At 49.0% G+C, this 20,552-nt stretch carries 21 protein-coding genes, 1 pseudogene and 1 other annotated feature; of the genes and pseudogenes, 20 read left to right on the top strand and 2 right to left on the bottom strand.

The annotated features are described in order from the left end of the window. Positions 1-9 precede the first annotated feature (9 nt). The 11 genes from mreC (at position 10) to HNY42_RS12300 (ending at position 8,622) form a co-directional block, all read left to right on the top strand. Positions 10-894 (top strand): rod shape-determining protein MreC, encoded by an 885-nt coding sequence (gene mreC, locus HNY42_RS12350; RefSeq protein ID WP_131502729.1) that lies wholly within the window; start codon positions 10-12, stop codon positions 892-894. After that, positions 887-1,390 carry a rod shape-determining protein MreD gene (gene mreD / locus HNY42_RS12345; protein ID WP_012370982.1) on the top strand — a complete coding sequence of 168 codons (504 nt, stop codon included), beginning with the start codon at positions 887-889 and terminating at the stop codon, positions 1,388-1,390. The genes mreC and mreD overlap by 8 nt, the downstream gene beginning before the upstream one ends. A gap of 3 nt (positions 1,391-1,393) precedes the next feature. Next, the gene (locus tag HNY42_RS12340) at positions 1,394-2,068 is read left to right on the top strand and encodes a septum site-determining protein MinC (protein ID WP_131502727.1); all 675 of its coding nucleotides are present in this window, start codon (positions 1,394-1,396) and stop codon (positions 2,066-2,068) included. 50 nt (positions 2,069-2,118) lie between these two features. Next, positions 2,119-2,922, top strand: coding sequence for a septum site-determining protein MinD (gene minD / locus HNY42_RS12335; RefSeq protein ID WP_188005451.1), 804 nt, complete (start codon positions 2,119-2,121; stop codon positions 2,920-2,922). Positions 2,923-2,985: 63 nt separating this feature from the next. Next, positions 2,986-4,323, top strand: a complete 1,338-nt coding sequence (locus HNY42_RS12330) for a ribonuclease E/G (RefSeq protein WP_188004558.1) — start codon at positions 2,986-2,988, stop codon at positions 4,321-4,323. 77 nt (positions 4,324-4,400) lie between these two features. Then, positions 4,401-4,471, top strand: a sequence feature (ribosomal protein L21 leader region). Between the two features lie 15 nt (positions 4,472-4,486). Then, positions 4,487-4,795 (top strand): 50S ribosomal protein L21, encoded by a 309-nt coding sequence (gene rplU, locus HNY42_RS12325; protein ID WP_012370978.1) that lies wholly within the window; start codon positions 4,487-4,489, stop codon positions 4,793-4,795. 3 nt (positions 4,796-4,798) lie between these two features. Continuing rightward, positions 4,799-5,137: a ribosomal-processing cysteine protease Prp gene (locus HNY42_RS12320; protein ID WP_026827819.1), complete on the top strand. Its 339-nt coding sequence runs from the start codon at positions 4,799-4,801 to the stop codon at positions 5,135-5,137. A gap of 14 nt (positions 5,138-5,151) precedes the next feature. Next, the gene (gene rpmA / locus HNY42_RS12315; RefSeq protein ID WP_012370976.1) at positions 5,152-5,430 is read left to right on the top strand and encodes a 50S ribosomal protein L27; all 279 of its coding nucleotides are present in this window, start codon (positions 5,152-5,154) and stop codon (positions 5,428-5,430) included. Between the two features lie 70 nt (positions 5,431-5,500). After that, positions 5,501-5,986 (top strand): Spo0B domain-containing protein, encoded by a 486-nt coding sequence (locus HNY42_RS12310; RefSeq protein ID WP_188004557.1) that lies wholly within the window; start codon positions 5,501-5,503, stop codon positions 5,984-5,986. A gap of 15 nt (positions 5,987-6,001) precedes the next feature. Then, positions 6,002-7,297 carry a GTPase ObgE gene (gene obgE / locus HNY42_RS12305; protein ID WP_026827820.1) on the top strand — a complete coding sequence of 432 codons (1,296 nt, stop codon included), beginning with the start codon at positions 6,002-6,004 and terminating at the stop codon, positions 7,295-7,297. A 41-nt stretch (positions 7,298-7,338) separates the two neighbouring features. Next, complete coding sequence (locus HNY42_RS12300) at positions 7,339-8,622, top strand: hemolysin family protein (RefSeq protein WP_188004556.1); 1,284 nt, start codon at positions 7,339-7,341, stop codon at positions 8,620-8,622. A gap of 86 nt (positions 8,623-8,708) precedes the next feature. On the opposite strand, the gene HNY42_RS12295 is transcribed toward HNY42_RS12300, so the two are convergent. Together HNY42_RS12295 and HNY42_RS12290 are read right to left on the bottom strand one after the other, a co-directional pair. Beyond that, the gene (locus tag HNY42_RS12295; RefSeq protein WP_131502723.1) at positions 8,709-9,251 is read right to left on the bottom strand and encodes a transcription repressor NadR; all 543 of its coding nucleotides are present in this window, start codon (positions 9,249-9,251) and stop codon (positions 8,709-8,711) included. An 8-nt stretch (positions 9,252-9,259) separates the two neighbouring features. Next, complete coding sequence (locus HNY42_RS12290) at positions 9,260-10,363, bottom strand: cysteine desulfurase family protein (RefSeq protein WP_131972433.1); 1,104 nt, start codon at positions 10,361-10,363, stop codon at positions 9,260-9,262. A 97-nt stretch (positions 10,364-10,460) separates the two neighbouring features. Between HNY42_RS12290 and HNY42_RS12285 the strand changes: the two genes are divergently transcribed. The 9 genes and pseudogenes from HNY42_RS12285 (at position 10,461) to secD (ending at position 20,514) form a co-directional block, all read left to right on the top strand. Beyond that, entirely contained in the window at positions 10,461-11,891 is a 1,431-nt protein-coding gene (locus HNY42_RS12285) for an L-aspartate oxidase (protein ID WP_131502721.1), read from the top strand. Then, complete coding sequence (gene nadC, locus HNY42_RS12280; RefSeq protein ID WP_188004555.1) at positions 11,860-12,702, top strand: carboxylating nicotinate-nucleotide diphosphorylase; 843 nt, start codon at positions 11,860-11,862, stop codon at positions 12,700-12,702. Before HNY42_RS12285 ends, nadC begins: the two co-directional genes overlap by 32 nt. Next, a complete protein-coding gene (nadA, locus tag HNY42_RS12275) occupies positions 12,692-13,789 on the top strand; it encodes a quinolinate synthase NadA (protein ID WP_188004554.1) in 1,098 nt (365 codons plus the stop codon). The genes nadC and nadA overlap by 11 nt, the downstream gene beginning before the upstream one ends. A gap of 216 nt (positions 13,790-14,005) precedes the next feature. Further along, positions 14,006-14,599: a Holliday junction branch migration protein RuvA gene (gene ruvA / locus HNY42_RS12270; protein WP_012370967.1), complete on the top strand. Its 594-nt coding sequence runs from the start codon at positions 14,006-14,008 to the stop codon at positions 14,597-14,599. 4 nt (positions 14,600-14,603) lie between these two features. Continuing rightward, on the top strand, positions 14,604-15,599 hold the full coding sequence (ruvB, locus tag HNY42_RS12265) for a Holliday junction branch migration DNA helicase RuvB (protein ID WP_026832440.1): 996 nt from the start codon (positions 14,604-14,606) through the stop codon (positions 15,597-15,599). 2 nt (positions 15,600-15,601) lie between these two features. Continuing rightward, positions 15,602-16,645 carry a tRNA preQ1(34) S-adenosylmethionine ribosyltransferase-isomerase QueA gene (gene queA, locus HNY42_RS12260; RefSeq protein ID WP_114595335.1) on the top strand — a complete coding sequence of 348 codons (1,044 nt, stop codon included), beginning with the start codon at positions 15,602-15,604 and terminating at the stop codon, positions 16,643-16,645. After that, on the top strand, positions 16,642-17,787 hold the full coding sequence (gene tgt / locus HNY42_RS12255) for a tRNA guanosine(34) transglycosylase Tgt (protein ID WP_114595336.1): 1,146 nt from the start codon (positions 16,642-16,644) through the stop codon (positions 17,785-17,787). The genes queA and tgt overlap by 4 nt, the downstream gene beginning before the upstream one ends. 71 nt (positions 17,788-17,858) lie before the next feature. Next, positions 17,859-18,149, top strand: coding sequence for a preprotein translocase subunit YajC (gene yajC, locus HNY42_RS12250; protein ID WP_012370963.1), 291 nt, complete (start codon positions 17,859-17,861; stop codon positions 18,147-18,149). A 153-nt stretch (positions 18,150-18,302) separates the two neighbouring features. Further along, positions 18,303-20,514 (top strand): annotated as a pseudogene (secD, locus tag HNY42_RS16295) (protein translocase subunit SecD). Positions 20,515-20,552: the final 38 nt, after the last annotated feature.

Below are 20,552 nucleotides of genomic sequence, written 5' to 3'. Positions count from 1 at the left end.
GGATGAGCGATGAAGCGATTTTTAAATAATCGAAAACTGCTCATCACACTCCTTAGTTTTCTCCTTTTGGTGATTTTAATCGGAATTTCGCTCCAAGGACGTAACCAGACCCACTGGTATCAAAGTTTTGTCCGCGATACCGTCGGGGTTGGCCAACGTCTTTTTGCGACACCGATTGGCTGGATTGATGATACGGTCACTTCGGTTAAAGAAGTGCGCGATGTGTATAAGGAAAATGAGTATTTAAAATCACGACTGGGCGACTATGCCGGAAATTCCGTCAAAGTCCGCGATTTGGAACGTGAGAACAATGAATTAAAAGACATGTTGAAGCTAAAAGGATCGATTCGGGATTATACGTTATTGCCGGCAGAAATGATCGGTCGAACGTCATCCGAATGGCAACGCTTCGTCACGGTCAATATCGGAAAAGAACAAGGTGTCAAAGCCAATATGGCCGTCGTGACAGCAGATGGTTTAATTGGCCGTGTCATTCAGACAAGTGCCTACACATCACTCGTTCAATTGTTATCAGATACGAGCCGGACGAACAATGTCTCAGCAGTTGCGGACGATACGAAAGGAAAAAGTGTCTTCGGTACGATCGAAGGATTTGATGAAGAGACGAATCTCTTGAAATTCACGAAGATTCCGAACGACGCCAAACTGAAAAAAGGTCAGACTGTTACGACATCCGGACTCGGTGGTAAGTATCCGAGTGGTATCGTGGTCGGAAAGATCGAACAAGTGAAATCGGATCAATACGGTGCTTCGAAAATCGCATACGTCAAACCGGCAGCAGACTTCGAACAGTTTGGTCACGTTTTCGTGATTCAACGCGAAGCGAAGGAACCTTTCGCTGAGACCGACAAGGGAGGGGACACTAGTGAATAACATCAAGTTGTTTTTCGCCGTGTTCCTTCTTTTTATCTTGGAAGGAACGTTGTTCGCAGGTCCGCTTGGAGACGGCTCTCCTTACGTCATTCATGTTACGTTGATCGCGTTGATGTTTTTAGGGCGTTATGGAAAAATTGAGCAAGCGCTTGGTTTTGGACTGCTGTTCGGTCTGTTATATGATTTCGTCTATTCGGATATCATCGGAATTTATTTATTTGCGCTATCTGCCATTCCGCTTTTTAGTAGCTTCGTGCTAAAATATGTAAAGGAGAACGTATTAACGATTATCGTCACCTTTACGTTCAGCGCTATTTTGTTTGAACTGGATATTTATTTCTTCACGGCTTCGGTCGTAGGAGTCGGTGTTCCCTTCAAGGAACTCGCGACACAAATCATTCCAAGGAGTCTCATTGCTCAGTTGATTGGGATCATCGTGCTGTATTATCCGATGACGCGACTGGTGCAATCCACATTTGATGAGAAAAGAGGATGAGTCATGATTGAGCGTAAGCGTTATGTAACGATGAAGGGCCATCGTGGTGGCCTCGCCGTCTATGTAAATGAAAGGTGCAGTGTGGATGAATTTCTTGACGATTTAGAATTGACGCTTGCCGACAAATCCGTCGAGAACGGACGCGCCGTTCCGATTACTTTCTTCTTCGGTCGCCGTTACGTCGACGAAGGCGTTGTGACGGCTGTCGAATCCATCGTTGCGCGTCATGATTCATTTTCGTTTAATGGGTACGACAGCGAGTGTCTGACGAAGGATGAAGCAAAAGCTCTTTACGGGGACCGAACGTTTCATTACTTTGGCGGCACGGCCCGCAGTGGGCATGTCGTAGATGTTGAAGGATCGATCGTCGTCATTGGCGACATCAATCCGGGAGCCGTCGTTCACGCAACCGGCAGTATTTATTGCCTGGGGGCGTTACGGGGAACGGTTCATGCAGGAAAAGGCGGGAACGAGCAGGCTGTCATTGCGGCAAGTATCCTGCAGCCAAAATGGATTTCGATTTCCGACTTCGTACATGAAGATCCGGATGATGCGCCGATCAAGGCGTTAGAAATGGGTTGTGCTTTTGTAGGGGAAACAGGAGTCGAATTTTCTCGTCTTCAAACCGTTCCGCTTGCGCGGATGGATCAATTTGCGATTGATAGTGAAAGAGGGTGACAGATATGGAACAAGTGAAAGAACAGGTACATAAAGATGCGAAAACGCATGTGGGACGTGCCATCGTCGTCACATCTGGTAAAGGTGGAGTCGGTAAGACGACGACAACTGCAAACATCGGGACAGCACTTGCGCTGATGGGGAATTCGGTTTGTCTCGTCGATACAGATATCGGTCTTCGGAATCTGGATATCGTACTTGGCCTCGACAACCGGAGTATCTATAATATCGTTGACGTCGTGACCGGACAATGTAAACTGCATCAAGCCCTCGTCCGTGATAAACGTTTTGAAGAGATGTATCTGTTACCTGCTGCTCAGTCTAAGGATAAATCATCCGTCACACCGGAACAGGTAAAAGGCATCATTGACTCATTAAAATTAGAGTATGACTTTGTTTTGATTGACTGCCCGGCAGGAATCGAGCAAGGATTCATGAATGCGATTGCCGGTGCAGACGAAGCCATTATTGTCACGACACCGGAAAAAGCTGCGGTTCAGGATGCAGACCGGATCATCGGGATGCTGGAGCGTTCGGAGCGTCAAATCGTGCCGAAGCTCGTCGTTAACCGTGTCCGCTCGCATATGATGGCGGCTGGAGATATGCTCGACATCGACGAAATCATGCGTATCTTGTCGATCGATCTGCTTGGTTTGATCGTCGATGACGAAGAAGTCATCGCGGCGTCTCACCGGGGCGTACCGGTAACGATGAATCCGGATAACCGGGCTGGTCTCGGCTACCGGAACATCACACGACGGATTCTCGGCGAATCGGTTCCGTTACTCGACATCATGGAACAGCCGCAAAAAGGATTTTTCGTGAAACTGAAAAAAATGCTTGGCATGAAATAAGATGGGGAAAAATAGACTAGAAGGGTTTTATGCTTCTAGTCTATTTTTCATGGAGGAATGAAGATGAAATGGATTAGTGAACAGACTCCGTCCCTGGAACGGGTAGCGTTGGTCGAAGGGGGGCGGGTCGTTGAATACCACGAACGGATGCGGGATGAACTTCGGGTCGGTACCTTGTTGCATGCGAAAGTTGACCGCCTGCACCCGACGCTTGAAGCGGCATTTTTGATTGCGACGGACGGGACGCCGCTTTATTTACCGATCAATGAAACGCTGGAGACGTTACGCCGTTATCCGGAAGTTCCGACGATCGGGCAAGCTGTTCAAGTCGGTCAGACCGTACTCGTACAGGTCGTAAAAGAAGGGGCAGCCCCGAAACAGCATAAAGTGACACAAAACATCACGTATGGCGGACGATTCCTCGTCTATTTCCCGTACGGACGCCGTGTGCGTTTCAGCCGGAAGCTGGATTTGGTCGTCCAACAGCAACTGGCTAAAGTGATTCCGGTGGCGGAAGAGGAAGGGATTTTATACCGGACAGAAGCGGCGCAAGCCGAAGTCGAGGTATTGATGGCGGAATTGAAGCAACTGCGTGCACGTCATCAACATATGTTACAGCAGACGACACTTGAACAGGATGAGCCGTTGATCATTCAAGAGGCGAAGCGGTTGAGTCATGTCACAGAGGCACTCGTCACGAACAGAATGGAGAAAGAGCGCCTGGAGCAGATGGGGTTTCAGGTCGAACGTCCCGTCATCAAAGGCCGCCTGCCGATTATGGAACAGGTGGACCGGACGATTGAGAAGGCACTGGACCGGGTCGTGTGGCTCGACGGCGGGGCTTACCTGCTGATTGAAGAAGTCGAAACGATGACCGTGGTTGATGTCAACAGCGGCAAGACGGTTTCCGTCAAGGAACAAAAACGGACGTTTGATCAAATCAATGAAGCAGCAGCGATTGAAATCATGCGTCAGCTCCGTCTGCGAAATATCAGCGGGATGATTGCCGTCGATTTTTTGAGGGGATCCAGTAAAGGACAGACACGGGTGACACAACTGTTGAAGGAACGGGCAGCGCACGAATCGAAACAGATCGAAGTATACGGTTTTACGAAAATGGGTTTATGTGAACTGACACGTCAGCGACACGGGAAGTCCTTGTTCGAACGGTCACGGGATCATGGTCAGTTGTCCCGGGTCGCCATCCACCGTCAACTCGAGCCACGGTTGATGGAACTCGCGACACACGCGGAAGCAGCGGTCGTTCGCGCTCCGCTCGCTCTGCTCAGTCCGTTGCTTCTCGCCGAAAGTCCTCTTGAATTACTTCTGATAGAAGGTGAACCGGGCATTCTGTTTACCGGTACGAAAGCCGACTGTGACGATTTTGTCAAAAGACATTGAGAATCCGGCAGAACGTTATTGACAATAGTCAACTTCATTTGGTATTCTGAATAACGTTAGTTCGTTTGGAAGCACCCAAATGACTACAACCGCACAGACCGGGTCTTTAAAGCATCCGCTGCCCGTGATGGCGAGTCTGAGTTCCTAAGAGGAGGTGCACGTAATGTACGCAATTATTAAAACTGGTGGTAAACAAGTTAAAGTCGAAGCTGGCCAAGAGATCTACGTTGAGAAATTAAACGCAGACGTCGACAGCACAGTAGAATTCGGCGAAGTCTTGATCCTTGGTGGTGACGATGTTAAAGTCGGCGCTCCACTCGTAGAAGGTGCGAAGGTCGTAGCAACGGTCATCAAACACGCTCGCGCGAAAAAGATCACAGTCTTCAAAATGAAAGCTAAAAAGAACTACCGTCGTAAGCAAGGTCACCGTCAACCTTACACGAAGGTCCGCATCGAGAAAATCGAAGCGTAAGCCATGATACGTGTCAAGATTCGACGAGATGAAGCGGAGTTAATCCGTTCCATCGAAGTGACAGGACATGCCGAGTTCGCTGAGCCTGGTTTGGATTTAGTCTGTGCCGGCACATCAAGTGTGATCTTCGGGGCATACAATGCCATCGAATCACTGCTCGGGCAGGTCCTGCTCCTTGAAATGGCAGAACAACAAGAAGGTGGCTACTTTTATGTAGAACCGTATGCTGACTTAGCACCGGATGTCAGTGAACGCACCCAATTGTTACTGGAAGCGATGTTGGTCCAGCTTGGAACCATCGCTGAAAGTTACGGTGAGTTTATCCAACTTGAACAAATATAGGAGGTGGATTCCACATGTTGAAACTTAATCTTCAGTTCTTCGCATCGAAAAAAGGGGTAGGTTCGACAAAGAACGGTCGTGACTCGCAATCGAAACGCCTTGGGGCGAAACGTGCAGACGGTCAAACTGTTTCTGCTGGTTCAATCCTCTACCGCCAACGCGGTACGAAGATTCACCCAGGTATGAACGTCGGACGTGGTGGCGATGATACACTTTTCGCAACTGCAACTGGTGTCGTTCGTTTCGAACGTCTCGGACGCGACAAAAAACAAGTCAGCGTTTACCCAGCATAAGTGATCGATGAAGCAGACTCTAGCCACTTTCAGGGGTTAGGGTCTGTTTTTTTTAGGAGGGAACGGACTGATGAAGGATGAGCAGGTACTGGATCTTTTGAAGTCACTTCGTCACGAATGGTTGAATCGATTACAACTTGTTCGTTCATATAGCGCGATGGGTGACGAGGCGGCTGTTGAATCGATTTGTTCCATGTATCGGGAACAAGCGTCACGAGAAGGACGACTTTCCCTGATCGGACTACCGAAAACGGCACTCGCACTGCAACAAGCAGATTGGACAGGCCTAACTGTCGAATATGATGTAATCGAAACACCAAAGCAGATCGAGGATGCACGTGTAGCGTCTATTCTTGAAGCTGCGCTTGACATGATAGAAGTGGGGAATGGAGAAGTATCCGTGACCTTCCATGAGGGCGTGACCATCGAGATCTATCGGGATCTACTAGATATGTCGCGCCTTAAAGATCTAGTGACGCCGATGGAGATCGAGTCACAGACGGAGTATGAGTGTGTGATTGAAATCGAAAGTCTTCCCGCAGAGGAAGAAAAGTAATAGGAGGGATCTGACATGTTTGTCGATCAGGTAAATATTTATGTAAAAGCAGGAGATGGAGGACGCGGGCAAGTGGCGTTCCGTCGCGAGAAATATGTTCCAGACGGCGGTCCAGCCGGAGGAGATGGTGGACATGGTGCTCACGTCGTTCTCGAAGTGGATGAAGGACTCCGGACGTTGATGGACTTCCGTTACAAACGTCACTTTAAAGCCGTTCAAGGTGAAAACGGAATGTCGAAAGGGATGCACGGACGTAAAGCCGAGCACCTCGTCGTCAAAGTTCCACCCGGCACTGTCGTCTATGATGATGACACGGATGCAGTCATCGCTGACCTTGTCCATCACGGACAACAGGCAATCGTTGCTAAAGGTGGACGCGGCGGACGCGGGAACTCACGTTTCGCAACACCGGCAAACCCAGCTCCGGAACACGCGGAGAATGGTGAACCGGGTGAAGAGAAGTACTTGAAACTCGAACTGAAAATGCTCGCAGATGTCGGACTCGTCGGCTTCCCGAGTGTCGGGAAATCAACGATGCTGTCAATCGTCTCAGCAGCGCGTCCGAAAATTGGGGCGTATCACTTCACGACGATTACACCGAACATCGGTGTCGTCGAAACGGAAGACAGCCGCAGCTTCGTTATGGCCGATTTACCGGGTCTGATTGAAGGCGCAAGCGAAGGTGTGGGTCTTGGTCACCAGTTCCTCCGTCACGTCGAGCGGACAAAAGTCATTGTTCATGTCATCGATATGAGTGGTATGGAAGGACGCGATCCGATTGAAGATTACAATATCATCAATAAAGAGCTTGCGGACTACAACCTTCGTCTGACAGAACGACCACAAGTCGTTGTCGCAAACAAAATGGATATGCCGGATGCGGAAGCGAATCTCGAAGCGTTCAAAGAAGCGTTCCCGGGTCTTGAAGTGTTTGCCATCTCGGCAGCAACACGTCAAGGATTACGTGACCTCTTATTCCGTATTGCTGATCTTGTTGACGCGACGCCTGAATTCGGTCTCGAAGAACTGGAAGAAAAAACAGCGACACCACGTGTCGTTTACGGATATGAAGCACCGGAAGCCGGATTTACGGTTTCGAAAGATGAAGATGATTGCTTCGTCATCAAAGGGCCACGGATCGAGAAGCTGTTCACGATGACAAACTTCATGCGTGAAGAGTCAATCAAACGCTTTGCCCGGACGTTGCGTCAAATGGGTGTCGACGAAGAACTTCGTAAGATGGGTGCGATTGACGGCGACGTCGTTCGAATCCGCGACTTCGAATTCGAATTCATCGAGTCTTCGTTCTAAGAAAAAACAAGTTCATTTGAGAAATGGAGTGTGAGAGCATCGTGGACCCACTTCCCGCGATTCAGATCATCTGGTTTTTCGTCTTGCTTGTCGTCTCGGCATTTTTCTCATCGTCCGAAACCGCGTTGTCGAGCGCGAATCGGTTACGGATTTTGCATCAGTCGGAAGAAGGAAGCCGCCATGCGACCCAGGCACTCCGTCTGTTGCAACGGTATGAGGAAACGCTGACAGCCATCTTAATCGGGAACACCCTGTCCAATTTGGGTGTAGCGATGATTGGTGGATGGTTGACGATGACGGTATCAACGGATCTATTGGTTCGAATCAGTATTGTCTTCCTGACGTTTCTGCTCATTTTGTTATTTGGGGAGCTTATTCCTAAATCCTATGCGCGGGAACATGCGGAAACCTATGTGTTTTGGATTAGTGGTCCGCTGCATGTCTGTCTACTTCTGTTTAAGCCGGCCATCTTCTTGTTTCTGAAATTGCGACAGGTTGCGTTACTGCTGATCGGGGCTGATCCGAAAGGACCGCTCGTCACCGAACAGGAATTACGGGCTCTGGTCGATATCAGTGAAGAAGAGGGTGTCATGGACGAAGCAGGGGCGGAAATCGTGCACCGGGCGGTTGACTTCAAGAATGTCACGGTCGAAGAGGCACTGACACCGCGAACGAATATTCAAGCGATTGACATTGATGCCGGTTTTGATGAAATTTTACGTGAAGTGCAAAAAGGCGGATTCTCGCGATTGCCGGTCTATAAAGATTCGATTGATCATATCATCGGCGTTTTATCAGAACGTGACTTTTTACGGGAATTCGTCAAGCACGGACGTGTCGAGATTCGTGAATTGATTCGTCCGGTCTCATTTGTTGTTCCGCAAACCCATATCATCGATCTGTTGCCGGAACTAAAAGTCAAACAGTCACATATGGCTGTTGTACTGGATGAGTTTGGCGGTACAGCCGGTTTGATTACACTCGAGGACATTCTCGAGGAACTGGTCGGAGAGATTTGGGATGAACATGATGAGTCACTCGAATATACGAAACAAGTCAGTCCTAACCGCTATGAATGTCTGGCGGAGTACGACATTGAAGATTTCTGTCATCAATTTGACTTGGCGATGCCGGAAACGGAAGCCCAGTCACTTGGAGGATGGATCATGGAAAATGTCGGTCATATTCCGGAAGTGGGGACTCAGATGGTGTATGGACCGGTGACCTTAACCGTCCTGCATGTCGAAAACCGGCGTGTTCAAACCGTCTCAGCTGTTTTCTCGCAAAATGAATCATCAGAAGGGACGGATGATCCAACCGTCTGATCCCAATCACAAAAAAGGTCCATCCCGTTTAACGTGATGGACCTTTTTTGTAATGACAAGATCTACAGATCAAGAAGTATACAAAATTAGACATCGAGCTCTGAAACAAGAATCCCTAACCGGTCAAGGGCGTCGATTGCGGCTTGTAAAGCTTCTTCGTTATCGGCTTCGAGCGTATGAATATGAACGCCGTCCGTCAAAGTAGATAAAGGCGTTGCCTGCGTTTCTTCAAGTTGTTCAATCAATGCTCGGACATCCCGGCGGCTTTTCAGCATCAATTCCCCGGTCAAAAATCCATAGACGGGATGCTCAACGATGACATCGCGGATGATGACACCTTCGTCAACGACGGCATCACACTCCGCCTTCAATTGATCACGACCATGCCGACAGACGACTTTTTTGATATGGCGGGATCCGTCAAGCTCGGGGTGATTTAATAAATATCCCCGGGCCGTCGCGACGACAGGATGTCCCTTTGCTTTTAGTAATGATAAGTCCTGTACGATGACTTGGCGGCTGACACCTGCCTGTTTCGCTAACTTCGTACCTGTAACGGGCCGATCGCTTTGCTGAATCATCTCTAGTAACTCTTGCCGGCGTTCTTCTCCGGACTGTCTTCTTCCCATGACCATTCCTACCTTTCTAGTTCATCTGATTCCTCCAAAGAACAAAGGACATCGATACATCGCTCTACTTCCTCGGCTGTCGTCATCCGACCGAAACTGAGTCGAATCAATCCGTGAGCCGCTGCTTCATCAAAACCAATCGCACGTAAAGTCGAGTTGGGTCCATTCTCACCTGCACGACAAGCACTTCCCGCCGAGACGGCAATTCCGGCACGATTTAGGGCGAGGAGGACGAATTGACCATCCCGTTGTTTCGTATGAATGGCACAAATCGAATTGAGTTGCTGAGGTGATTCAATGATTTGGTAATAAGCAGCTGGAAGTCTTTTTTTTAGCATACCACGAAATCTTTTGCTCGATGCCTGGATCTGCTGATTTTCCTCAAGATAACGATGACACGCCATCAGGAAAGCAGCGATGCCGGGGACGTCGACAGTTCCGGGACGAATTCCGAACTCATGGTGCGCCTCATAATAGGGGCTGAACAGGGGACGTCGCAAATAGACGGCTCCGAGTCCTTTCGGTCCATAGACCTTGTGGCTACTGATGGTATAGGCCTCGACGTCCGTTAAATCAACCGGATCTTTCAAAAAACCTTGAATCCCGTCGCAGTGAAACAAAATGCCTTTTTTTCGGCAAAAGGCAGCGATGTCAGAAACCGGAAAGATAAAACCTGTTTCTGAATTGACGTGTTGGATTGAAACGACGCCGATTTCTTCCGTACACGCTTTTTCGAACAACGCCCAATCGAATTCGCCAGTCGTTTGTAAATCGATTGCCTGCCAGTCATGCTGCCACCGTTTCAAGGGTAACAAGACAGAATCGTGTTCCGATTTAAGTGTCAAGACAGTTGTCTTATTGGTTTGACGGAGGAGATGACTTAAAGCGATGTAGTTGGCTTCAGATCCGCTCCCCGTAAAGACAATTGTTCCTTCGGTCACACCAAGCCATTCCATTAATTTATTCCGTGCCTGCTCTAACAATCGGAGGGCGGTATCTCCCGTGTCATGAAGCGACGAACTGTTGCCATATGCATGTTCTGCCGTGTATCGATACTGTTCAAGGGCGTCCGGGTGCATGGGGGTCGTTGCCGCGTGATCTAAATAAATCATTCATTATCGTATCCTTTCGTCTTGTCACTCAGCTAAAAATATGCCAAACTTATTGTCAAGTCAATAGTAAATATTTAAGTATAGAGGTGTTTATCATATGTCTTTACATAATGTAGAGGAAGTTGATGTCTTAATCATCGGCACAGGATTAGCAGCCGTTTCAGCTGCCCTGCATCTCCCGTCTCACTTGAAGGTCATCCTTGTCTCAAAAGGGACGAAGACGGAAACGAATTCGATGCGGGCACAAGGCGGGATTGCGTCGGCATATCTGGAGGAGAACCATTTCAGTCATCAAGTTGACACGGAGCAGGCCGCGAAGGGACGGACAGATGAAACGATGATTTCATTTATCACCGCGACCGGCAGGCAGGTCATTCAAGAACTTGAAACATTTGGTGTCGTGTTTGACCGTGAAGTGACGGGCGAATATGCCTTAGGTCAAGAAGGGGCGCACTCAAGACCCCGTATTTTTCACATTGGAGGAGACCGGACAGGTGAACGAATGATGACACAACTGCTTCAGCAATTGGATCATCCTGTCATCGAGGATACCGTCATTACGGAATTGTTGATGAACAGACAACAGGTCGTCGGCGCACGCGGGTATCGCGGTCAAACGCCGGTCGTCTTTTCTGCTCGGGCTGTCATCCTGGCGACAGGCGGAATCGGCGGCTTGTTCACGGCTTCGACGAACGAACCGGACCTGACGGGTGACGGTCTGGCACTCGCGGCGCAGGTCGGAGCACGTCTATCCGATTTAGGGTACATCCAGCATCATCCGACCGTGCTTCTTCATGACGGTGTCAGTCAAGGCTTGATTACGGAGGCATTACGCGGAGCGGGTGCGTATTTGATGACAACAGACGGTCGCCGTGTGATGGCGGATCATCCGCAAGGAGACTTGGCCGCCCGGGATGAAGTCGCAAGGCGCATCACGACAGTACGCGAACAAGAACCGGTTTATCTCAATACGACGTCTGTCGAACAATTGCACCGACGCTTTCCGACGTTTGTTAAGAAATGTGAAACGTTGAACATATCACCTGGTATCGTTGAAGTGACGACCGGTGTTCACTTTTTAATGGGCGGGATTAAAACAGACCGTCTCGGGCGGACGACCGTTCCGGGACTGTATGCAGTTGGTGAGACGGCATCAACAGGATTGCATGGAAAAAATCGATTGGCCTCAAACTCGCTGCTCGAATGTTTCGTAATGGGCAAGGAATTGGCATTACGGCTTCAGTTGCCGACACGCCAGCCGTTACCGGACATAGAGATCGTACAGGAGAGAGAGCCGGAACCACTCGATTCCTCCTGGGCAGAAGCGTTAAGCGTTCAGCTCGATGAACGCCTGCTTAAACAAACGCTGGAAACCTTCCAACATCAACCGGATGAACAAGGATCCGGACGGGACGCTGAACTGAGGCGTCTGCATCGGATGACGGCAAAGCTGTTACTTGAAGGAGCAATTCAACGATTAAAAGGAGAACAACCACATGAACAGATGGTACCTACGACGACAACTTGAAGATTTTTTAGTGGAGGATATCGGTCATCAGGACGTGACGAGTGAAGTATGTCTGATTGGCGATGAACAAGGAACCGGTCAATTCATGGCGAAAGAGTCCGGTATTTTTTGCGGTGAAGCTGTATTGGGCGAATTAGCCCGACTGCTCGAAGTCGAACACGAAACGATCGTCCGGGACGGACAACCGATTTCCCGAGGACAAGTGGTCGCGAAATGGTCCGGTCGCCTGCAGGCGATTCTGACGGGAGAGCGGGTCGCTTTAAATCTCATACAACGAACGTCGGGAATCTCGACCTTGACGCACCAGGCAGTAAATCTTGTCGGTGGGAAAGTCCGGATTGCCGATACACGGAAAACAACACCGGGTCTCCGGATGCTTGAAAAACATGCAGTTCGGATCGGGGGCGGATTTAATCACCGCGGTCGACTCGATGATGCCGTCATGATCAAAGATAATCACATCACCGTCGCCGGTTCAATTACAGCTGCCGTCAGTCGGGCGAAGGCACAAGTCGGTCACACGACACCGATTGAGGTGGAGGTCGAGACAAGTGAAGAGGTCAAGGAAGCAGTCGCAGCCGGTGTCGATATCATCATGCTCGACAACCGAACACCGGAAGAGATCAAGTTGTTCCGGTCATGGATTCCGCGAACGATTACGGTCGAAGTATCAGGCGGAATCACACTGGATACGTTACCGGCATATGGTGAGTGCGGAGCAGATTATATCTCACTTGGTGCATTGACCCATTCGGCACCGGCGTTAGACATCAGTATGAAAATTGCGGGAGGAAAAAAAGATGAGTCTTAATTTATTTACAGAGCAAGGGATTCCGAGAACATACTTAGAAAAAACAGATGCAGAATTAGTGGCAATCATCGAAGGGGTCAAACAGCGGATGGGATCAAGGCTATTTTTACCGGCGCATCATTATCAAAAAGATGAGGTCGTTCAGTTTGCGGATGCAACAGGAGATTCACTCCAACTCGCGCAAGTGGCGAAACAGATGACGGATGCCGACTATACAGTTTTTTGCGGTGTTCATTTCATGGCAGAGACGGCGGATATGCTGACGGATCAACAGCATACGGTCGTCTTGCCGGATATGCGGGCCGGCTGTTCAATGGCTGATATGGCGAACGGCTTTCAGACGGAACGGGCATATGGCGTGTTGACGAACCGGTTGGGGCGATCGATTCTCCCGTTGACGTATGTCAATTCAACAGCTGAAATCAAAGCGTTTGTCGGTCGTCACGGCGGAGCAACCGTTACTTCCTCGAATGCAGTTCGAATGGTCGAGTGGGCACTTGCTGAACGCGACATCCTCTTCTTCCTGCCCGATCAACATCTCGGACGGAATACGGCGCATGCCTTGGGAATTCCGCTCGAACAGATGGCTGTCTGGGATCCGATTACCGATCAGTTGGTGTTTGACGGAGCGGATGAGGACATCCGGGTCGTACTGTGGAAGGGACATTGTTCTGTTCATGAGAAGTTCACGGTCGAACAGATTGAGCAGTTCCGTAAAGCAGATCCCGAACGGAAAATTCTTGTTCACCCGGAATGTTCCTTTGAAGTCGTCGCAGCGTCAGATTTGAATGGTTCGACAGCGTATATCATTGATCAAATCAGACAGGCGGAACCTGGAACGAAGTGGGCCATCGGGACAGAAATGAACTTAGTCCAACGGCTGGCAAAAGATTATCCGGAACTCGACATCGTGTCCTTGAATCCATTCATGTGTCCGTGTCTGACGATGAACCGGATTGATTTACCGCACCTCGCCTGGTCACTCGAACAAATTGAATCCGGTCAGCCGGTCAATGTCATCACCGTCGATCCGGAAACGACACGCTATGCAGTCCTCGCACTCGAACGGATGCTGGAACGCTCGTAACAGTACGAAAAGTAAAGCGGACTCGAACAATTCACGCACTACGAAACAGGGCAACGGAATGCGACATCCGTTGCTCTGTTTCATTTTTTTGAGAGAAGTAGAATACGCAAATTTCCATCGTGACAGTCTCAGTTATGGAGAATTACGTTTTGAAGAGCCTCCTCGTTATATGCTACAATAACACGAGAGTTTGTTAATGGATGGGAGCGTGCAAAAGTGATAGAATTCGTACGCGGCGAAGTCGCTTATGTCTGTGCGGAATTCGTGACGATCGAGGTCGGGGGGATTGGCTACAAAATCGTAGCACCGAACCCGTTTTTTTATCGGACCGGAGACGAACAGGTTATCGTATATACGTATCATTATGTCAGAGAAGACCAGGAAGTCTTGTTCGGATTCCGTTCAAGACGTGAACGGGCGCTGTTTACGAAATTGCTTGGCGTAACAGGGATTGGTCCTAAAGGATCACTTGCCATCGTGGCGTCAGGAGATGTCGATGCGCTTGTTGAAGCAATCGAGCAGGAGAAGGAAAGTTATTTGATTAAGTTCCCGGGTGTCGGTAAAAAGACAGCGAAGCAGATGACGCTTGATTTAAAAGGGAAACTGGCTGAGCTCGCACCTGACTATATTCCAAGTGAAGGATTATTTGCCCAGGGAAATGCGGAATTGAATGAAGCATGTGAAGCCTTGACGGCACTCGGATACAGTGAACGGGAAGTCGAGAAAGTCAAAAAAGCACTTCAAGGTGAAGTGTTGTCGACGGACCAATATGTGAAGCGGGCGTTGCAGTTGTTATTGAATGTGAGGTGAGAACGTGGAAGAACGGATTTTGTCAGAATCCGCACATGCGGAAGATCAGGAAGAGTGGAGTTTACGTCCTCAGACACTGGATCAGTACATTGGTCAGGAAAAGGCGAAAGGCAACTTGAGTGTCTTTATCCAAGCGGCAAAAATCCGTCAGGAAACACTGGATCACGTGCTTTTATACGGTCCTCCCGGTCTTGGGAAGACGACACTTGCGACAATCATTGCCAACGAGATGGGCGTCGGCATCAAGACGACAGCTGGCCCGGCGATTGAACGGCCGGGGGATCTCGCGGCAATTTTGTCTTCGCTCGAACCGGGAGACGTCTTGTTTATTGACGAAATTCACCGGTTGAGCCGGTCGATTGAGGAGATTCTTTATCCGGCTATGGAAGACTATTGTCTTGATATCGTCATCGGTCAAGGGGAGTTGGCACGCAGCGTACGGATTGATTTGCCACCGTTTACGCTAGTCGGAGCAACGACACGGGCAGGCATGTTGTCGGCTCCGCTTCGTGACCGCTTTGGTGTGACGCTGAAACTGGAGTACTATACGATGCCGGAACTGTCGGCGATTGTCACACGGACATCCCGTTTGTTTGGCTTTGAAGCAGACCGGATGGCAGCAGAAGCCATTGCGCTTCGTTCCCGCGGGACACCACGGGTTGCCAACCGGTTGTTACGACGTGTCCGTGATTTTGCGCAAGTCGCGCATCAGACCGCAATCGACGCGACACTTGCGACGAGTGCACTCGATCGTTTGCATGTCGATGCGCTTGGACTGGATGATGTTGATCACCGTCTGTTACGTTCGCTTGCCGAACGGTTTGCCGGAGGACCGGTTGGTCTTGAGACGATTGCAGCGACGATCGGCGAAGATGCGCAGACGATTGAAGACGTCTACGAACCTTATTTACTACAACAAGGATTTTTACAACGGACACCACGCGGTCGTGTCTTGACGCCGTTTGCGCGGCAACATTTAGGATTGAAAGAAGGAAACTAAAGATGGATGTAAATTTATTTGATTTTCATTTACCGGAAGAACAGATTGCCCAAGTGCCATTGCTCGATCGGACAAGTTCAAAGTTGATGGTCGTCAATCGGGAAACAGGCGCCCTTCGTCATGAAAAATTTCATGATATCGTCTCGTATTTTAACGCAGGAGATACGCTCGTCATCAATGATACGAAGGTCTTACCGGCCCGACTGTTTGGTGTCAAAGAAGAGACCGGCGGTAAAATTGAACTGTTATTGCTCAAGCAGACGAGCGAAGATGTCTGGGAGACGCTCGCAAAACCGGCGAAACGCGTTAAACCGGGAACTGTCCTGTCATTCGGTGACGGATTGCTCCGGGCGGAATGTGTCGAAGCACTCGACGATGGCGGGCGAATCCTGAAGTTCTCGTACACCGGCATTTTTTATGAAGTACTCGATCAGCTCGGGACGATGCCTTTGCCACCTTATATCCATGAACAACTCGAAGATCAGGACCGTTACCAGACGGTCTACGCCCGGGAACGGGGGAGTGCGGCAGCCCCGACGGCAGGTCTGCATTTTACACCGGAACTGTTGCAGGCACTGACGGATAAAGGCGTTCAGCTTGCACCGTTAACATTACACGTCGGACTCGGGACATTCCGTCCGGTCTCCGTCGATGACGTGGACAGTCACAAAATGCACAGTGAATACTACGAATTACCGGAGTCCTCTGCGAAGATTTTACGGGAGACCCGTAAAAACGGCGGACGGATCATTGCCGTCGGAACAACTTCGACCCGGACACTTGAAACCGTCATCCGGGATCACGGGGATTTCGTCGAAGCATCCGGTTGGACGGATATCTTTATCTATCCGGGGCAGGAAATCAAAGGAATCGACGGCTTGATCACGAACTTCCACTTACCGAAGTCGACTTTGATCATGCTCGTATCCGCTCTATCGACCCGTGAACACATATTACATGCCTATGAAGAAGCTGTTGCGCAAAATTACCGATTCTTTAGTTTCGGAGACGCAATGTTCTTAACGAGAGAGGAATTAAACCGATGACAAAACATGCAGTAACGTACGAACATATCAAGACTTGTAAACAATCTGGTGCGCGGTTAGGAATCGTCCATACGCCGCACGGCAGCTTCGAGACACCTGTTTTCATGCCGGTCGGGACACAAGCGACAGTCAAGACGATGGCGCCGGAACAGATTAAAGACATGAATGCGAACATCATTTTGTCCAATACCTATCACCTGTGGGTCCGTCCGGGCCATGATGTCATTAAAGAAGCCGGCGGTCTGCATAAATTCATGAATTGGGACGGCGCCATCTTAACCGATTCCGGTGGATTCCAAGTCTTTTCTCTCGCTGATTTACGTAACATCACAGAGGAAGGTGTCCATTTCCGGAACCACTTGAATGGAGATAAACTGTTCCTGTCACCGGAAAAAGCAATGGAAATCCAAAATGCCCTTGGTTCTGACATCATGATGGCGTTTGACGAGTGCCCACCGTTCCCGGCTTCTCATGAATACATGAAAGCTTCTGTCGAGCGGACAAGCCGCTGGGCGGAACGTTGCCTTGAAGCACACGAACGGCCGCAGGATCAAGCATTGTTCGGTATCATTCAAGGCGGCGAGTATGAAGACTTACGCCGTCAAAGTGCCCGTGATCTTGCATCACTTGATTTCCCGGGTTATGCGGTCGGTGGTCTTTCAGTCGGAGAACCAAAAGACGTCATGTACCGCGCCCTTGATTTTACGACACCACTCATGCCGGAAGACAAGCCGCGTTACTTAATGGGCGTCGGTTCACCAGATGCCTTGATCGAAGGTGCCATTCGCGGTATCGACATGTTTGACTGTGTCTTGCCGACTCGAATTGCACGCAACGGTACGTTAATGACATCAAGCGGACGTCTTGTCGTCCGGAATGCGAAATATGCCCGTGACTTCCGTCCACTCGATGAGAAATGTGATTGCTATGCGTGTAAGAATTACTCACGTGCTTATATCCATCACTTGATCCGGGCACAGGAAACATTTGGTCTTCACCTCTGTTCGACACACAATCTTCACTTCCTCGTCAAGTTGATGGAAGGCGTCCGTCAAGCGATTCGCGAAGACCGTCTGCTTGATTTCAAAGACGAATTCTTTGAAGAATACGGTTATAATTTACCGAACGCAAAGAATTTCTGATAAATGGTCTGACAATTCCATTCTTTTTACGGTATAATGAACGTGATTTGAATGAAAAGGAGCTGACTCAGATGCAACAACTATTGACTTTCCTCCCGATGATCTTGATCTTCGTGGTGTTTTATTTCTTGTTGATTCGTCCACAGAACAAACGCCAGAAGCAAGTGCGTGAGATGCAAACCCAATTATCACGCGGTGACTCGATCGTAACGATCGGTGGCCTTCATGGGGTCGTACAAAAAGTAGATGAGACAACCGTCACATTGAAGTCGGGTAACGCGCAATTGACGTTTAACCGTAGTGCGGTCGCAGAAGTTACGAAAAAAACTACGACTGTCATGGACGACGAAATCGTCGAATAAGGCTCGAAAAAGACGCTTTCCGAATTCGGAAGCGTCTTTTCTGTTTATATATGAGAAAAACGATTGCTAAGATTACCAATTCTTATGTAAGCTAGGATAGGATAAGAAAGTTGTCTGAAAATATACAGGGATTGAGAGAAAGGACAATGTAGCATGATTAAGAAGGGAAAACTGGCCACGTTCTTCATTATCGTCGCCGCGCTGCTCGTTTTGATTGGCACGACATCGAATTGGCTCTTAAAAGACACCAAACTCGGTCTGGACTTAAAAGGCGGATTTGAAGTCTTGTATGAAGTACAACCACTAAAAGAAGGCGATGTCATCGATTCCAATGCGATGAGCGCGACGCTGACGGCAATCGAAAACCGGGTTAACGTACTGGGTGTTTCGGAACCGGACATCCGGATCGAAGGAGACAACAGGATTCGTGTTCAACTGGCAGGTGTCAAAAATCAAAGTGAAGCCCGTCAGATTTTATCCTCGACTGCCGAACTGTCATTCCGGGACATCAACGACAAAGTGTTACTTGATGGATCAGACTTAAAGGCAAAAGGAGCGAAAGTCGGATACGATCCGCAAACAAACGCACCGCTCGTCGAACTGACAATGAAGTCGAAAGAAAAATTTTATGAAGTGACACAACAAGTGTCTAAAATGCAACCTCCTGCAAATCGTCTTGTCATCTGGCTCGACTATGAAAAAGGGGATACGTACGAAAAAGAGATTCAAAAAGAAAATTCAAAAATCGTCTCCGATGCTTCGGTCCAACAGCCGATCAACTCGGATAAAGCCATCATCTCTGGTGGTGACATTACAGCAGAATACGGAAAACAACTATCGTCAATCCTAAATGCCGGAGCACTACCCGTCAAACTGGATGAAATCTATTCGACGTCTGTCTCGGCCGCGTTTGGTCAAGATGCCCTCGATCAGACATTGTTTGCGTCAATGATCGGTGTTGCAGCCGTCTTCCTCTTCATGTTGCTGTTCTACCGGGTATCTGGTTTAGTGTCGATCATTACATTGTTGTTCTATATCTATCTCGTCATGATTTTCTTTAACGGGATCAATGCAGTCTTGACATTGCCGGGTATCGCTGCGCTCGTACTGGGTGTCGGGATGGCAGTTGATGCGAACATCATCACGGCAGAACGGATCAAAGATGAACTCCGAAGCGGGAAATCCGTCTTGTCCGCCTTTAAAGCCGGTAACCGCCGCTCATTTGGTACGATTCTTGATGCCAACTTGACGACGTTGATTTCAGCAGGCGTGTTGTATTACTTCGGAACAAGTACCGTCAAAGGATTTGCCATCATGCTGATGGTCTCGATTGCCGTTACGTTCATCACGAATGTTTTCATCTCACGTTACTTGATGCAACTTCTCGTCAGCAGCCGCTGGTTTGATAAGAAAAAAACCTGGTTTGGCGTAAAGGAGGATGAAATTCGTGAACTTTAATCCAACGAAATTTGATTATGTGAAGCATCGGAAAGTTTACTTTGCAATCACGATTGCGCTTGTAGTCATTTCGATTCTACTGTTGGCCTTCCGCGGCTTGAACCTCGGAATCGACTTTACAGAAGGAACACGCGTTGAAATTTCTTCAACGAACACGATCAAAGAAGCAGAGGTTCGTTCCGTCATTGAAGAGGCCGGAATTGATGCCGCTGAAATCAATGGTGTGCAATTCGCGCAAGGCGGAAAGCTCGCGAACGTGACGTTCGTCGGAGAATTCGATCAGGAGCAAATCTCGAAAATGAAACAAACGATTGAAGCAAAATATAAAAAAGAACCAAGCATCTCGACAGTGTCGGCACAAGTCGGTCAGGAAATCGCCCGTAACGCGATTTATGCCGTCTTGCTGGCTTCACTTGGAATCGTTATTTACGTCTCGTTCCGTTTCCAACCGCTATACGGGATTGCGACTGTCCTTGCTTTGCTCCATGATGCGTTGATGATCATTGCCTTCTTCTCGTTGTTCCAGATTGAAGTTAATCTGTACTTCATCGCAGCGATTTTGACGATCATCGGTTATTCGGTCAATGATACGATTGTTACCTTTGACCGGGTCCGGGAAAACTTGGGTCTTGCTGAAAAAGGTGGCCGTCAAGTGACGTTCAGTGAATTGTCGCATATCGTCAATGAATCGATTCAACAGACAATCATTCGTTCAATCAACACGGTCGTCACAGTCATCATGACGGCAGCGGCACTCTACATCTTCGGTAGTGAAGCGATCCGTGGATTCAGTCTTGCCTTACTCGTTGGTCTGATCATGGGCATGTATTCTTCGATTTTCATCGCAGCCCAACTGTGGCTCGTCATGAAAGGTCGGACACTGAAATCAACAAAACAAGCCTCATAACCTGACCCGTGTTAGCTATCGCTAACGCGGGTTTTGTT

Origin of the sequence: Exiguobacterium sp. Helios (genome assembly GCF_014524545.1) — a bacterium.
In the GTDB taxonomy this organism is placed as follows: domain Bacteria; phylum Bacillota; class Bacilli; order Exiguobacteriales; family Exiguobacteriaceae; genus Exiguobacterium_A.
The sequence above is the reverse complement of the archived record's forward strand: the minus strand, read 5'-3'. Positions and strand labels throughout refer to the sequence as shown.

Bases quoted from the DNA above. Each gene is read 5' to 3' on its own strand.
- tgt (WP_114595336.1), top strand. From the start codon at position 16,642: ATGACAAAACATGCAGTAACGTACGAACATATCAAGACTTGTAAACAA.
- HNY42_RS12290 (WP_131972433.1), bottom strand. From the start codon at position 10,363: ATGATTTATTTAGATCACGCGGCAACGACCCCCATGCACCCGGACGCC.
- nadC (WP_188004555.1), top strand. From the start codon at position 11,860: ATGAACAGATGGTACCTACGACGACAACTTGAAGATTTTTTAGTGGAG.
- HNY42_RS12295 (WP_131502723.1), bottom strand. From the start codon at position 9,251: ATGGGAAGAAGACAGTCCGGAGAAGAACGCCGGCAAGAGTTACTAGAG.
- HNY42_RS12330 (WP_188004558.1), top strand. From the start codon at position 2,986: ATGAAATGGATTAGTGAACAGACTCCGTCCCTGGAACGGGTAGCGTTG.
- HNY42_RS12310 (WP_188004557.1), top strand. From the start codon at position 5,501: ATGAAGGATGAGCAGGTACTGGATCTTTTGAAGTCACTTCGTCACGAA.
- rplU (WP_012370978.1), top strand. From the start codon at position 4,487: ATGTACGCAATTATTAAAACTGGTGGTAAACAAGTTAAAGTCGAAGCT.
- HNY42_RS12340 (WP_131502727.1), top strand. From the start codon at position 1,394: ATGATTGAGCGTAAGCGTTATGTAACGATGAAGGGCCATCGTGGTGGC.
- HNY42_RS12285 (WP_131502721.1), top strand. From the start codon at position 10,461: ATGTCTTTACATAATGTAGAGGAAGTTGATGTCTTAATCATCGGCACA.
- yajC (WP_012370963.1), top strand. From the start codon at position 17,859: ATGCAACAACTATTGACTTTCCTCCCGATGATCTTGATCTTCGTGGTG.
- queA (WP_114595335.1), top strand. From the start codon at position 15,602: ATGGATGTAAATTTATTTGATTTTCATTTACCGGAAGAACAGATTGCC.
- nadA (WP_188004554.1), top strand. From the start codon at position 12,692: ATGAGTCTTAATTTATTTACAGAGCAAGGGATTCCGAGAACATACTTA.
- HNY42_RS12320 (WP_026827819.1), top strand. From the start codon at position 4,799: ATGATACGTGTCAAGATTCGACGAGATGAAGCGGAGTTAATCCGTTCC.
- mreC (WP_131502729.1), top strand. From the start codon at position 10: ATGAAGCGATTTTTAAATAATCGAAAACTGCTCATCACACTCCTTAGT.
- rpmA (WP_012370976.1), top strand. From the start codon at position 5,152: ATGTTGAAACTTAATCTTCAGTTCTTCGCATCGAAAAAAGGGGTAGGT.
- obgE (WP_026827820.1), top strand. From the start codon at position 6,002: ATGTTTGTCGATCAGGTAAATATTTATGTAAAAGCAGGAGATGGAGGA.